The sequence below is a fragment of the Agromyces aureus genome (genome assembly GCF_001660485.1).
GTDB classification, from domain to species: Bacteria; Actinomycetota; Actinomycetes; order Actinomycetales; family Microbacteriaceae; genus Agromyces; species Agromyces aureus.
The window spans coordinates 760,006-773,803 of sequence record NZ_CP013979.1; the positions used below are offsets into that span (position 1 = coordinate 760,006).

Annotated in this window: 13 protein-coding genes; 9 read left to right on the top strand and 4 right to left on the bottom strand. The window is 68.9% G+C overall.

What is annotated here, in order from left to right:
• Positions 1 to 103: 103 nt before the first annotated feature.
• A complete protein-coding gene (locus tag ATC03_RS03255; protein ID WP_084003250.1) occupies positions 104 to 4,543 on the bottom strand; it encodes a ThuA domain-containing protein in 4,440 nt (1,479 codons plus the stop codon).
• Between the two features lie 225 nt (positions 4,544 to 4,768).
• On the opposite strand from ATC03_RS03255, the gene ATC03_RS19930 reads away from it, so the two are divergent.
• Together ATC03_RS19930 and ATC03_RS03265 are read left to right on the top strand one after the other, a co-directional pair.
• Positions 4,769 to 5,680, top strand: coding sequence for a sugar phosphate isomerase/epimerase family protein (locus ATC03_RS19930; protein WP_067873047.1), 912 nt, complete (start codon positions 4,769 to 4,771; stop codon positions 5,678 to 5,680).
• Positions 5,681 to 5,783: 103 nt separating this feature from the next.
• Positions 5,784 to 6,389, top strand: a complete 606-nt coding sequence (locus ATC03_RS03265; RefSeq protein WP_067873049.1) for a TetR/AcrR family transcriptional regulator — start codon at positions 5,784 to 5,786, stop codon at positions 6,387 to 6,389.
• Positions 6,390 to 6,484: 95 nt separating this feature from the next.
• Here the strand turns inward: ATC03_RS03265 and ATC03_RS03270 are convergent, their stop codons facing one another.
• Positions 6,485 to 6,937, bottom strand: coding sequence for a MarR family winged helix-turn-helix transcriptional regulator (locus tag ATC03_RS03270; protein WP_067873051.1), 453 nt, complete (start codon positions 6,935 to 6,937; stop codon positions 6,485 to 6,487).
• 1 nt (position 6,938) lies between these two features.
• A complete protein-coding gene (locus ATC03_RS03275; protein ID WP_067881273.1) occupies positions 6,939 to 8,594 on the bottom strand; it encodes an MDR family MFS transporter in 1,656 nt (551 codons plus the stop codon).
• Between the two features lie 284 nt (positions 8,595 to 8,878).
• Between ATC03_RS03275 and ATC03_RS03280 the strand changes: the two genes are divergently transcribed.
• From ATC03_RS03280 to rplL, 7 genes are all read left to right on the top strand, one after another.
• On the top strand, positions 8,879 to 9,526 hold the full coding sequence (locus tag ATC03_RS03280) for a hypothetical protein (RefSeq protein WP_067873053.1): 648 nt from the start codon (positions 8,879 to 8,881) through the stop codon (positions 9,524 to 9,526).
• A gap of 141 nt (positions 9,527 to 9,667) precedes the next feature.
• Positions 9,668 to 10,267, top strand: a complete 600-nt coding sequence (locus ATC03_RS03285) for a hypothetical protein (protein WP_067873055.1) — start codon at positions 9,668 to 9,670, stop codon at positions 10,265 to 10,267.
• 62 nt (positions 10,268 to 10,329) lie between these two features.
• Positions 10,330 to 10,893: a hypothetical protein gene (locus tag ATC03_RS20475; protein ID WP_067873057.1), complete on the top strand. Its 564-nt coding sequence runs from the start codon at positions 10,330 to 10,332 to the stop codon at positions 10,891 to 10,893.
• An 11-nt stretch (positions 10,894 to 10,904) separates the two neighbouring features.
• Positions 10,905 to 11,453, top strand: a complete 549-nt coding sequence (locus tag ATC03_RS20480; RefSeq protein ID WP_161490308.1) for a signal peptidase I — start codon at positions 10,905 to 10,907, stop codon at positions 11,451 to 11,453.
• Positions 11,450 to 12,325 (top strand): hypothetical protein, encoded by an 876-nt coding sequence (locus tag ATC03_RS03300; RefSeq protein ID WP_067873059.1) that lies wholly within the window; start codon positions 11,450 to 11,452, stop codon positions 12,323 to 12,325. Before ATC03_RS20480 ends, ATC03_RS03300 begins: the two co-directional genes overlap by 4 nt.
• A 292-nt stretch (positions 12,326 to 12,617) precedes the next feature.
• Positions 12,618 to 13,106: a 50S ribosomal protein L10 gene (gene rplJ / locus ATC03_RS03305; protein WP_067873062.1), complete on the top strand. Its 489-nt coding sequence runs from the start codon at positions 12,618 to 12,620 to the stop codon at positions 13,104 to 13,106.
• A 48-nt stretch (positions 13,107 to 13,154) separates the two neighbouring features.
• The gene (rplL, locus tag ATC03_RS03310; protein WP_067873065.1) at positions 13,155 to 13,532 is read left to right on the top strand and encodes a 50S ribosomal protein L7/L12; all 378 of its coding nucleotides are present in this window, start codon (positions 13,155 to 13,157) and stop codon (positions 13,530 to 13,532) included.
• 44 nt (positions 13,533 to 13,576) lie between these two features.
• Here rplL and ATC03_RS20685 read toward each other — a convergent pair whose 3' ends face one another.
• A complete protein-coding gene (locus ATC03_RS20685; RefSeq protein ID WP_067873069.1) occupies positions 13,577 to 13,783 on the bottom strand; it encodes a hypothetical protein in 207 nt (68 codons plus the stop codon).
• Between the last annotated feature and the right edge of the window lie 15 nt (positions 13,784 to 13,798).

The following is a 13,798-nucleotide window of genomic DNA, read 5'->3' on the forward strand; positions in this document are numbered from 1 at the left end:
ACCTCCTTCGGTTCTTCGTTCGTCTCGGCGGTTTCTGCGCCGAAACGGTGGATTCGTGCTGGGGAGGCCGGCGGCCCGTGATGAGCGGGCCACCGACCTCAGTTCAGTTGCAGGATGCCGCGGCGTACGCCGACTCGATCGCCACGGTGACCGGGGCCCCGTTGACGTTCGACGTGGCCGAGACGGTCACGGTGTCCGCGGCCACGTTCGCCGCGCGGGTGGTGTACACGTGGACCGCGTTCTTGCCGGGCGCGACCGAGGCGAACGACTTCGTGCCGAAGGCGGATTCGATGGCGATCGCGACCGGAACGGTCTCGTTGTTGGTCACCTTGACCGAGACGAGCACCTTGCCCGCGACGCAGCGGGTGCTGGTCGTCACGGCGACGTCCAGTGCCGGCGGGTCGGGGATCTCGATCTCGCCCGTCTCGCTCGCGTTGCCCGCGACGTCGATCGCCCGGTAGCGGATGTCGCTCGGACCCTCGGCCGAGATGCGAACCGGAGCCGTGTACGCGACCCATTCGCCCTCGCCGACCGCGTACTGCACCGCGCCGATGCCGGAGCCTGCTCCGTCGTCGGCCGTGAGCGTCAGGGTGACGCCCCGCGTGGCCCACTCGGGGCCGGCGGGCGCCTCGACCGTGGTCGCGATGACCGTCGGCACGGTGCCGTCGATCTTCACCACGAGCTCGCCGACCTCGCTGACGTTGCCGCTCTTGTCGGTCGCACGGTAACGAACGCGAGTCTCGCCCTCGTCCGTGATCGCGACGGCGTCGTCGTAGGCGGCCCATGCGCCGTCGCCGATCGAGTACTCGATCGAGTCGACGCCCGAGCCGGCGCCGTCGTCAGCGGTCAGCTCGAGGCTGACCTCGTCGGTGAACCAACCGGATGCTGCCGGCTCGCCGGCATCGGCGGTCACCGTGGGGGCGTCCTGGTCGGAGGGGGCATCCGCCTCGTCGAGGAAGATGCCGCCGATCACCGCGTTAGGCCCGGTGACCTTCGTCGCCTTCACCTGCACCGGCCCGACGACCTGGTACGTGAGCCAGACGCCCTTCTTGTTGTCGGTGACGGACTGGGCCGGTCCGATCAGGGATCCATCGGGTCGGGTCAGGGTGATGGCCGCCTGACGGCTCGCGTCGAAGCTGTTGTAGTACACCGACAGCTCGTACGCCTGGCCGGCCGGAATCCCGACATCGACCTGCGCGGCGGTGGGGCTGAACCACGTCGAGGCACGACGCGTCGTTCCTGCGGGCGGCAGCTGCAGTGCGGCCGTGTTGGTCGCGGTCGCCTCCCACGTGTAGGCAGACGTGCCCGCTGCCGGTGCCACGGTGACACCGGTCGGCAGGTTGGTGCCGATGTTCGGGATCGCGTAGCCCAGCTCGCCGTACTTGCCGATCCAGTCGCCCTGGGTCGAATTGTCGATCACCGGGGTTCCGGGAGGCGGCGTGCCGACTCCGGCGCCGATCGCCTCGAACACGTCGAGGGTCATCGACCAGTTGACGCCGGGGTTCGACTTGAAGACGAGGTAGACGTCGTGCGTGCCGGCGGGCACGTCGATCGGCGTGGGGTCGGTCTCCTTGAAGGTGAACCATCCGCCCGTGCTCGCCACCGGCGTGCTCGCCACCAGGTCGCCCGTGGGCGATCCGAGGCGCATCTCGATGCGGCCGCCGCCCTCCGGGCCGGCCGAGACGCGGTAGCGCACGGCGTCGATGCCCTGGAAGTTCATGTCGTCGTAGCGCAGCCAGTCTCCGTCCTTGATGTCGCCGACGTACTGGCCGTACTCGGCCGCCGCGTTGGTCTCCACGGCGAGGCTCTGCGCCTCGTCGTAGTAGTGGGCCTGGAAGCGCTTCGCACGGTAGACGTTCGTGTCGCTGGACGTCAGCGGCTGGATGCCGCCGTCGCCGCCCTTGTCGGTGTACCGGGCGTCGATGACCCAGAAGGCGTCGGCTTCGGCGTGGCCCTCGTCGAGGATGGTCAGCGCGTCGCCCTCGCAGGCGTTCACCGCGTCGACGGGGTGGGCGTGGTCGTCGTGGCCGAGGGCCGGTTGCACGGCGATCTCGGAGCAGTCGATCGTGCCGTCCTCGGGGTCGGTGACCTCGACCTGCCAGGGCAGCGTGTCGCCCCAGCCGAAGAAGCCGCCGTTCGGGGGCGTGGTGATCTCCACCTTCGGCGCGGTGTTGCCGACGACGATGGCGACCGTCGCGGTGCCGGTCTTCGCGTACTCGGTGGTCTCGGTGACCGTGAGGCGAGCCTCGTAGTTGCCGTTCGCCGTGTAGACGTGGGACGGGTTGGCGCTCGTCGAGGTGGTGCCGTCCCCGAACTCCCACAGGACCTCGAAGTCGTCGCCGTCCTGGTCGACGGTGCCGTCACTCGAGAACTGCACGGTGAGCGGCGCGCCGCCCGACGTGACGTCGGCCGAGGCCGATGCGGTGGGTGCGCGACCGGTCGAGGAGTAGTCGATGCGGTACAGACCCGAGTTGGGGTTGTCACGACCGTAGCCGCCGCCCCACTCGAGCAGGTAGAGCGCTCCGTCAGGGCCGAACTGGAGGTCGAGCGGCGAGAGGAACTGGAGGTTGTTCAGCACGGGGTTGATGGCCTTGAGCTTGCCGTCGCCGTCGAGCTGGAACTCCTTGATGTAGTTGCGACCCCACTCGTAGAACAGCGGGGTGCCGTCGAAGTAGGCCGGCCACTTGCGGTCGGAGGCCAGTTCGGCGTCGAAGTGGTAGACCGGGCCGGCCATGGGCGAACCCGAGCCGCTGCCGAGCTGCGGGAACTCGGCCGACGCGCCGTACGAGTAGTACACCTCGGCGGGGATCGACGCGGGAAGCTGCGTGAGGCCCGTGTTGTTCGGCGAGTCGTTCACCGGGTTCGCGCAGTCGAACTTCGCTCCGGACGTGCTCGTCGCGAAGTTGAAGTCGTTGTACGCGATGTTGTTCGCGTGGCAGTAGGGCCAGCCGTAGTTGCCCGGCTCGCGGATGACCTGCCACTCGACGTAGCCTGCGGGGCCGCGGTTGGCGTTCGCGGTGCCCGCGTCGGGACCGTAGTCGGCGAGGAAGACCGTGCCGTCGAGGTCGACGCTGAAGCGGAACGGGTTGCGGAATCCCATCGCGAAGATCTCGGGTCGCGTCTTCTCGGTTCCAGGTGCGAACATGTTGCCGGCAGGGATCGAGTAGGTGCCGTCGTCTTCGGGGTGGATGCGCAGGAGCTTGCCGCGGAGGTCGTTCGTGTTCGACGAGGTGCGCTGGGCGTCGAAGTGGCCGCGCCCGGGTCGCTCGTCGATCGGCGTGTAGCCCGACGACTCGAAGGGCACGACGTCGTCGCCGACCGAGAGCCAGAGGTCGCCGTTGCCATCGATGCGCAGCGTGCCGCCGGTGTGGCCGATCTCGCCCGCGACGCGGGTCGCCGGAACGTTGAGCAGCACCTTCTCGGTGTCGAGCTGCATGGTGTTGCCCGACATCGTGAATCGCGAGAGCCGGTTGACGTGCTCGGTGCCGACGGGCGAGTAGTACACGTACACCCAGCCGTTGGTCTCGAAGTCGTTGTCGAGTGCGAGGCCGGTGAGGCCGTTCTCGCCGTCGCCGTAGACCGGGATGGTCGCGGCCGTGACGGTCGACTTCAGCGCGGGGTCGTAGATGCGCACCTGGCCGCGAACGAGTTCGGTGAAGAACACCCGCTGGTCGGGTGCGATCGCGATGCCCCACGGCGCAGAGGTCTCGGTGTCGAGCGGAACCTTGTCGAAGTTGTTCCAGTCCGTCGCGGTGCAGTCGCCCTCGGCGACGCCGGCCGCGTAGCGGATGCCGCCCAGCGCGTGCTGGCGAACGAGCGGTTCGCTGTAGGACGCCTTGGAGTGCCCGATCGAGGTGATCCAGGTGCGGCCGCCCTCGTAGGGGGAGCACCAGGTGACGGGGTGGTCGAGCATGCGGCCGGCCGTGTTGCTCGGCACGCTGGTCGGGTCGAGCTCGGTGAGCACGTGCTTGTCGCCGCGCACCGACTTCGTGAAGCCGTACCACTCCTCGTTGCGCGTGATGCTGTGCGGCAGGTCGCTCGTCGACGGGTGGTCGTGGTCGACGACGTCGAGCACGCCTCCGGTGTTCGCCGCCGAATGCGCAGTGAACTCGGTTCCGATCAGGTTGCGGTAGAACGTGTTGCCCTGCTCGCTGTCGAGCGGGTTGTGCATCGCCACGACGCCGCCGCCGTCGCGGACGTAGCGCTCGAACGCGGCCTCCTCCGAGGCGTTCCAGAAGTCTCCGGATGCCTGGGCCAGCACGATGACGTCGAAGTCAGCGAGCCCCTCGTCGGTGAAGAGCGCCGAGTCGGTGGCCTGGACGACCTCGAAGTGGTTCGCGGCCGCGAGCTCGTCCCACATCGCCTTCGCCTCGGCGACCGAGTCGTGCACGAATCCCGCGGTCTCCGAGAAGATCAGGGCGCGGAACTCCGGGTCGTGTTCGTGGCCGGGATGGGCCGACGCCGGGCCTGCCAGCGCCACCCCCATCGCGGTGGCCATCGCGAGTCCTATCGCGAGGACCGGGGTCTTTCGGTTCGTCTTCATCGCGTACCGCGCCTTTCAACGTTGAATTGGCAACTTCTGTCGCACGTCTGGCTGGCAGACAGGCAGCATGCTATGTTCATCGGCACCGGCAAGTCAATACTAGTCAGTATGGTGCCGGGTCGAGTTCCGCATGTTGATGGCGGTGACTCGTCAACTCACCCCATACCGGCGGCTGGTGCGAGGCGGCAGCGGTCGGCAACGAAGATCGAAGAGAAGAGGGCCCCCATGCCAGAGATCGGGATCGGTTTCCACACCGACGCATTCAACTCGAGCCACAAGTCCTTCGAGCAGGCGCTGGCCTGGGCGCAGGAGCACGACGTGCACTACATCGAGCCCGGCACCATCGACGGTGCCTGCTGGATCCAGGGCCTCGGCTACTTTCCCCACGTCTCCTTCCTCGAGGATCCGGTGCTGCTCCGCACGAAGATGGAGGGCTACGGGGTCGAGTTCTCGCAGATCGATGCCGCATACCCGCTGTCGGGCCTCGACGGCCCCTCGATCGGCGTGCCCTACGTGCAGCGCGCCATCGCCTGGGCCGCGCAGGCCGGGTGTCCGCGCGTGGCGACCACCGACGGCCTCTTCCGGCCCGAGGGCCTCACCGACCGCGAAGCCCTCGATCAGATGAAGCGCAGCTACACCGAGATCATCCGCGTCGCGGAGGCGCACCGCGTCGTCGTCACGATCGAGACGCACGGCTACTTCACGACCCGGCCCGAGTACCTCGCCGAGATGCTCGACTTCTGCGGCGAGACGCCCTGGCTGCGCCTCAACCTCGACACGGGCAACACCTTCATCGCCGGCAACGATCCGGTCGCCTTCGCCGAGCGGTTCATCGATCGGATCGCCCACGTGCACATCAAGGACGTCTCCGCCTCGCTCGCCGAGGCCGCGCGCGGCGGCGCGACCGGCATCGCCATCAGTCATGTCGCGGCCGGCGACGGGGTCAACGCCGACAACATCCGGGCGATCCTGCGTCGTCTCAGTGCGCACGGCTTCGACGGCGTGCTCAACATCGAATGCGAGGGCCAGGGCGGTCCGATGCTGGCCAGTTCGGTCGAGTGGCTCCGTCGTGAGATCGCCGAAGCCGGCTTCACCGAGCGCGTGCCGAGCTTCGCCCGCGTTCCGGCCGCCGTCTAGTCGGGCACTCGGATGACGGGACGGCTCCGGCCCCGCGCCACGCGCCATGGTCGGAGCCGCGCCTGCCTGTACCGATCAGTATGGACGGTGCTAGGGTGACGTCGTGACCACGAACACCTCGGCGAAACCCGATGAGCTCGCTGCCGCTGCGTTCGCGCTCTTCTCCACGCGCGGCATCGCCGGAGTCAACATGGACGAGATCGCGGCCGGCGCGGGGGTCACCAAGGGCAGTCTCTACTGGCACTACGCCTCGAAGAAGGAGGTCGTGCTCGCCGCGTGCAACCTCTACTACCGCGTCTGGCGCAACCAGATCGAGGGCGCCATCGCGGGGCACGAGCGCCTAGCCGATCAGCTCGAGGCCGCGGTCGCGTACTCGGTGCGAAGCTGCCTGCTCGATGACGCCAACCGGGTCTTCACGACCGAGATCGTGGCGATGTCGCTGTACGACGCAGAGGTGCGCGCGAGCTGGACCGGCTTCCTCGACGAGACCGAGCGGTTCTTCCTCGGCCTCACGCACCGGGCTGTCGGCGCGCGCGAGTTCCGGTGCGACGATGTCGACAGGGCCGTCGACCTGATGCTCGCCGCGATGGAGGGCATCAAGCAGATCGCCTTGTTCCGACCGCAGATCTGCCTCCCCGAGAACGAGCAGCGCACGTGTCGCAGGCTCATGTCGCTGCTCGGGGAGCGCCTGCTGGTTCCCGCCGGCTGACCACGGCCGAGGTCGGCTGAACGCCGAGCGGCACGACGAAGGCCCGCCCTCCAGGAGGAGGGCGGGCCTTCGAACGTTCGACGGGTGACCGGGTGTCAGGCGTTGCCGATGCTCCGCAGCAGGTCGGCGAAGCTGCGCAGCTCCGCCTCGGGCCGACCGACCAGCACGGCGCGCAGGCGCTGCTGGTTGCTGTCGCGCACGCCCTGCACGGCCTCGATCGCCTTGGGAGTCGCGACGAGCACGCGGACGCGGCCGTCGCGCTCGTCGGCGCGGGTCTCCACGAGCCCGAGGTCCTCGAGCGTGCGCACCTGCCGGCTCACGACGGACTTGTCCATCTCGAACGTGTCGGCGAGCACGTGGGCGGTCGTCGTTCCGAGCCGCGTGATCGCCGAGAGCAGCTTGTAGGCCGCCGGCTGCAGGTCGGGGTGCACCTGCTCGGCCGACTCCTTCCACACCGTGCGAATGCGGCTGAACAGCTGGCTCAGCTGGTCTTCGACATCGGCGATGGCTTCGTCGGTGCGGTCGGATGCCTCGGTCACGAGCGTCATGTTATCGGGCGGTCGTGGTGTCGGCCGGGTCGGAGCCGGTCGCCGACGGACGGGTGCCCGACCCGGCGGTCGCCTTCGACGGGGCGTCTGCCGCGGCATCCGCTTCGACGAGCTGGACCGACGAGGTCACGGGTGCGCCGATCTCGGCTTCGGCCAGGTCGATCGCGACCTGCTCGAACTCCTCCTTCAGCTGCTCGGCCGAGGTCTTCGTCGAGAGCGCCTTGTTCGGCAGGAACGCGATGGCGATCACGCTGAGCAGGGCGAGCGGCACGGTGACCCAGAAGACGTCGGCGATGCCGTTGCCGTAGGCGTTCTCGATGATCACGCGGATGCCCTCCGGCAGCTGCGAGACGTGGGGGATCCCGCCGCCGGCGAGGCCCTTCAGCGCGTCGATCTCTTCGGGCGAGGTGGGCGTGAAGTTCTTCAGGCCCGACGTGATGTGCGTCGTGACCTGCGTGGCCAGCAGCGAGCCCATGACGGTGACGCCGATGGTGCCGGCGATCGTGCGGAAGAAGTTCACGTTCGAGCTCGCGGCACCCAGCTGCGACGCCGGGGTGTCGTTCTGCACGACGAGCGTGAGGTTCTGCATGACCATGCCGAGGCCCGCACCGAGCACGACCATGTAGACGCTGACGAGGCCGTAGTCGGTGTCGTAGTCGAGCGTGGTCATGAGGTAGCCGCCGGCGACGACGAGCAGCGAGCCCGCCACCATGAAGCGCTTCCACTTGCCGAACTTGCTGATGAGTGCGCCGATGAGGATCGAGGCGCCCATCTGGCCGACGATCATGGGGATCGTCATGAGGCCCGACTCGGTCGGGGTCGCGCCACGGGCGAGCTGGAAGTACTGCGCGAGGAACACGCTGGTCGCGAACATCGAGACGCCGATCGCGATGGAGGCGATGACGGCGAGCGTGAAGGTGCGGTTCTTGAAGAGCGTCATCGGCACGATGGGCTCGGGCACGAAGAACTCGGTGACCACGAAGCCGATGAGGGCCGCGGCGGAGACGCCGATCACGACGTAGCTCGTCATCGAGTCCCACTCGAACTCGCTGCCGCCGAGGGAGACCCAGATGAGCAGCAGGGAGACGCCGACCGTGAGCAGCGCGATGCCGACGTAGTCGATCTTCACGGCGCGCTTGGGCATGGGCGGCAGGTGCAGCGTGCGCTGGATCACGATGAGCGCGATGATCGCGAGCGGGATCGGCAGGAAGAAGTTGGCGCGCCAGCCCCAGGCGTCGGTCACGACGCCGCCGAGCAGCGGACCGCCGATGGTCGCGACGGCCATGATGCCGCCGACGAAGCCCATGTACTTGCCGCGCTCGCGCGGCGAGATGATGACCGCGATGAGGATCATCACGAGCGACATGAGGCCGCCCGCGCCGAGGCCCTGGATGACGCGCACGGCGATGAGGGTCGTGGTGTCCTGGGCGAAGCCGGCGATCGCCGTGCCGACGACGAACAGGCTGATCGCCGAGATGAGCAGCACCTTGCGGTTCACCAGGTCGGCGAGCTTGCCCCAGATCGGGGTCGAGACGGCCATGGCGAGCAGGCTCGCGGTGATGACCCAGGTGTAGGCGGTCTGGTCGCCGCCGAGGTCGGCGATGATGAGCGGCATCGAGGTCGAGACGACCGTGCCGGAGATGACGGCGACGAACATCGCCACGACGAGGCCGGAGATCGCGACGATCACCTCGCGCGGGGTGCGTTGCGCCGGCGCGGCCGGCACGCTGCCGGTCGTGGGCTTGTCTGTCACTGAAGTCACGTGTGTTTCCTTACGTCTTGCACGTCTTGTGGTTCACAAGGTTGATATAGAGCAACTATATATAAATGGTTGCATTGAGTCAACCGTCGACACGGGTCAACTATTCCCATGCGGGAACGACCGCCCTGGTCGCAACCGCCACTGCCGGTTAGGCTCGTCGCAGAGGCTGGGGGGCCGACATGGGGGATCGTCACTCGGCGCGGCATCGGAGCCGACCGACCGGGCGTCCGCGCCTGCGCGTCCTCCGAGCCGCGCTCGCCGCGCTCGTCGTCACCGGGGCGGGCGCTGCGCTCACCCTCGCGGCGTGGACCGACGGCGCGTTCTTCACGACCACGGTCTCCTCCGGCACGGTCGACCTCGAGGGAGCCGTCGACTTCCTCGACCCGCTGAATCCCGGAACGGTGCCCGACGGGCTCGACTGGCGCGAATATCCCGGGCCCGACGCCGCGAACAGCGGCGAGGTGAAGCGCTTCGTGCCGCCGGCCATCGACTTCCTGAACCTCGGGCCGGGTGAATCCCGGAGCGCGACGACCTGGGTCCGGAACGCGGGCTCCCTCCCGATCGCGCTGCAGTTCGACCCCGCAGACCCGGCCTCCGTCTCGTGGACCGGGGCCGACCCCTTCCCCGATCCACCCGAGGTCACCGTCTCGGCGACCGATCTCAACGGCTCGCCGCTCCCGGCGCTCGACGGGTGGGTGCTCCGTGCCGGCGACTGGCTCACCCTCACCGTGACGGTCGCCACACCCGCGGACTGGGACCAGGCCAACGCCGGTCGCTCGGCCGGGCTCCAACTCGCGTTCCGGGCGACGACCGACGGCGCCGACTGAAGTCGACGGTCGACGGTCGACGGTCGACGACCAGCGGATGCCGCGGCATCCGCCCCTCGTTCCCCACAACTGAACACCGAGGGCCGCCCGACGAGGTGGCCGCCAACCTCGACCGAACGGTCGAAGACGAAAGGAAACGACATGTCCACGCGTACTCCCGAACAGTCGCGCAAGCGTCGGCTCATCACCGGGATCTCACTCGCATCGATCGCCGTGCTCGGCGTCGGCGCGGCGATCACCACCGCGGCCTGGACCGACAACGTCTGGTTCAGCGCCACGGCCGACACCTCGACGATCGAGCTCTACGGCGCGGTCGCCGACACGGTTCCGGCGCCAGGTGACGCCGCATGGGAGGAGGCCGACGACCAGGCCGCGGCCATCGTGGTGCCGGCCGATTCGTTCGCCGGACTCGTTCCGCAGGAGACCAGGGCGGTGCAGATCTGGCTCTGGAACGGCTCGACGACCGCCCTGAGCGTCGAGCTCTCGGCACTCACGCTGACGGGCAACCTGCTCTTCGACCCGGACGAGACCGACCCGTCGACCCCGGCGTCGATCGGCGTCTTCACCGACGAGACGGGTACGACCCCGTACGCGACGACCGTGATCCCGGCGAACGGCACGCTCGGGCTCTGGGTCGTCGTGAAGACGCCGAACTGGGTGTCGCCGGCCGACGACGCCATGCAGGACGTGGCCTCTCCCGCCGTGCCGCTCCAGTTCATCGGGTCCACGGTCGCCCCGTAGTCCGCTGATCGCCTGCCCGCGCATCCGGTGACGGATGCCGCGGTCGACCGAGACGAGATCGTATGACGAGCATCCGCGCGCGCCGCGGCGCCCCCTGGTGGGCCGCCGCGATGCTCGCCGTGCTCGCGGGCGGGCTGCTGCTCGCGATCGGCGCGGCGGCGCCGTCTCGTGCGGCCGAGCCCGTGGAGTTCACGCTCGTGTTCGACGACCTCACGCCGGGGGAGTCCCGCACCGAGTCCGCCACGATCGAGCTGGCGCGCGACGCGACCCTCACGTCGATCGCGTGGGTCGAGCGCACCGGGCTGCTCGCCGACGGCACGCTCGACGTCGTGGTGTGCGGCGGAGGCGACTGCGCCGACACCGTCGCCTTCGAGTCGACGCCGATGCGGGCCGGCACGATCGACGTGTCGGTCACGGTCGTCGCCCCCGCCGATCTCGCGCCGGGTGCGTCCGGAACGGCGCTCGGACGCCTCGCCTTCGTCGCCGACGAGGGCGGCGGGGCGGGACTGCCGGCGACCGGCGCGGCGGTCGGGGCGATCGCCTGGGGCGTCGCCCTCCTCGCGGCCGGTGCCCTGCTGGCCGGCATTGGCGCCCTGCGCTCCCGACGGTCGGGGGCCCGCTCATGAAGGTGCTCCGGATGATCGGGGGAGCGGCGCTCTGGGTGCTGGCCGGGCTCGGCGTGCTCTCGGGGCTGATGTGGGGCGCCGGCGCGCTCGGCCTGCTCCATCCGCTCGTCGTCGTGTCCGGGTCGATGCAGCCCGGCATCCGCACCGGCGATCTCATCGTCGGCGTGCCGCTCGCGATCGAGGAGGTCGAGCGCGGCGACGTGATCACCCTGATGAGCGCGCAGACGCAGAAGTTCGTGACGCACCGCGTCGTGGGCATCGAGCCCGCCGACGGCGGGTTCGCGGTCGTCATGAAGGGCGATGCGAACGACTCCGTCGACGGGGAGCCCTACCTCGTCGCCGCGGGGCGCACGGTGCCCACCCCGTGGGTCGTCGTGCCGGGCGGCGGCTACGTCGTCGAGACGATCAGCCGGCCTCCCGTCGCGATCCCGCTGCTCATCGCCCTCGCGGCGCTCGTCGGTCTGGCCGCACTGCCCTCCGGTCGACCACGTGACGACGATGAGGCGGATGCCGCGGCATCCGTCGTTCCGGATGCCTCGGTGAGCGGGGGCCGGCCATGACGCGGCGGCTCCGGGTGGTGCGCGCGACGGCCGCGCTGGCCGCGGCGGCGATGATGATCGGCGGGGCGGCGGTGATCGCGCCGACCACGGCCGCCTGGGTCGACCAGACCTCGTTCCGGGCGGACACGAGCTCGCTCACCACCTTCGTGCCCGACCCGGACACGTCGCACGACGCGATCGCGGTTTCTCCTGGGCTCACGTACTCGGTGACGGATCCGGTGCAGAGCCCGAATGACGCGAACGTCTGCGTGCTGTCCATGACGGTGACGAACACCACCGACGAACCGTTGGCGTGGTGGGTGGAGTTCGACGTGGATCGTCCGCCGCTGTGGGGCCTCGACCCCACCGTCCCCGGCGCCTTCGGCACCTCCCGGATCCGGACGATCTCGTTCGACGCCGCGACCGGCGTGTGGCGCATCGGCGGAGCCGTGGGCGACATCGACATCCTCGCACCGGGCGCGACCGTCGTCGGGAGCGCCTCGGGCGGGATCGGGTACTGCTCGCTGACCAGCGGCCCCCAGCTGCCCGACGACCCCGCGCTCTACGAGGTCGAGGGCTCGAAGTTCGACTCGCCGTTCGAGTACTGCATCACGATCGACGTCGCCACGGACTACCCGTGGGCGATCGTCTGGAGCACGCGCGTCGACCTGCTCGACTTCTACACGGAGGCCGAACTGGCGGGCCTGACCTCGTACTCGGTGTCGCAGGTCGTCGCGACGCCGGTGCCGGGAGAGTCGTACACCTTCGACATCGTCGGCGCGGCGAGCACGCGGATGATCGCGGGCCCCTGGGCGCTCAACGGCGGTGCGGGCGCGCGGGTCATCGAGCGCGCCGTGTGCGCGAAGTCCCCTTCGCTTCCCGATGGGTCGTGAGACCCCCGGCTGCCCTCGATTTGGCCGAGCCTGCGACATCCGGTAATGTGGTCCGAAGCCGAAGACCGCTGGTTGTCGTGCCGCTCGGGTTTCACCGCCCGAAGAGCCGATCGAAGTCTTGCGAAAGCAAGGGCCCGCGCAGGTGTGACGAAGACTTTCCGATGCGAATCGGGCCGGGCTCCGCGCAACTGCGCCGGAGCCTTTTTGTTTGCCCGCAGCACCTCGCCACCCAGTCGCGATCCGAAGCCGTGCATCGCCACCGTGATGCACGTTGAATACTCAAGGAGTGGCCATGGCGAACAAGGAAGCCTCGGTTGCCGAACTCACGAACCTGTTCGAGAGCTCTGCTGCCGTTCTGCTGACCGAATACCGCGGCCTGACGGTTGCACAGCTGAAGACGCTGCGCAACAGCATCCGTCAGGACGCGAGCTACGCCGTGGTGAAGAACACGCTGACCAAGATCGCCGCGAACAACGCGGGGATCACGACGCTGGACGACGACCTCACCGGTCCGTCCGCCGTCGCCTTCGTGCACGGCGACTTCGTCGCCACCGCCAAGGCCGTTCGTGACTTCGCCAAGGCAAACCCGAATCTTGTGATCAAGGGCGGCGTCTTCGAGGGCAAGACCCTCAACGCCGACGAGGTCAACAAGTACGCCTCGCTCGAGAGCCGCGAGGTTCTGCTTGCGAAGGCAGCGGGAATGATGAAGGCGACGATGGGCAAGGCTGCCGCCACCATCGACGCGCTTCGCGAAAAGCTGGAGACCGCCGAGGCCGCGTAAGCGCCCGACGTTCTCGTTCTACAAACCCCATCTATTAGGAGATACATCATGGCGAAGCTCACCACCGAAGAGCTGCTCGAGCAGTTTGCCGGCCTGACGCTTGTCGAGCTCAGCGAGTTCGTGAAGGCGTTCGAGGAGAAGTTCGAAGTCACCGCTGCCGCTCCCGTCGCCGCTGCCGGCGGCGCTGGCGCTGCTGCTGAAGAGGTTGAGGAGAAGGACTCCTTCGACGTCATCCTCGAGGCTGCCGGCGACAAGAAGATCCAGGTCATCAAGACCGTCCGCGAGCTCACCTCGCTCGGTCTCGGCGAGGCCAAGGCCGTCGTCGACGGTGCTCCCAAGGCCGTGCTCGAGGGCGCGAACAAGGAAGCCGCCGAGAAGGCCAAGGAGGCCCTCGAGGCTGCTGGCGCCACCGTCACCCTCAAGTAATCCGGCGCGCCCGATCCGGGCGCTCTCGGCTTGAGGTGAGTGCGTCACCCGAACTGAACGGATGCCCCGTGGCTCGTCATGAGCCGCGGGGCATCCGTGCGTCTGCGGCCCGGCGCCGCCCTGCCGGTCGTGCTCGTCGTCGCGAGCACGGTCTGCACGCCCTTCCACGATGCCGTGCCCATGACGCCGTCGATGCCGCCGGTATGGCCGTATCCCTCCGCGGCCTGCTGGAGGCCCTTCCAGGTGTTCATACCGGGAATGCCGTC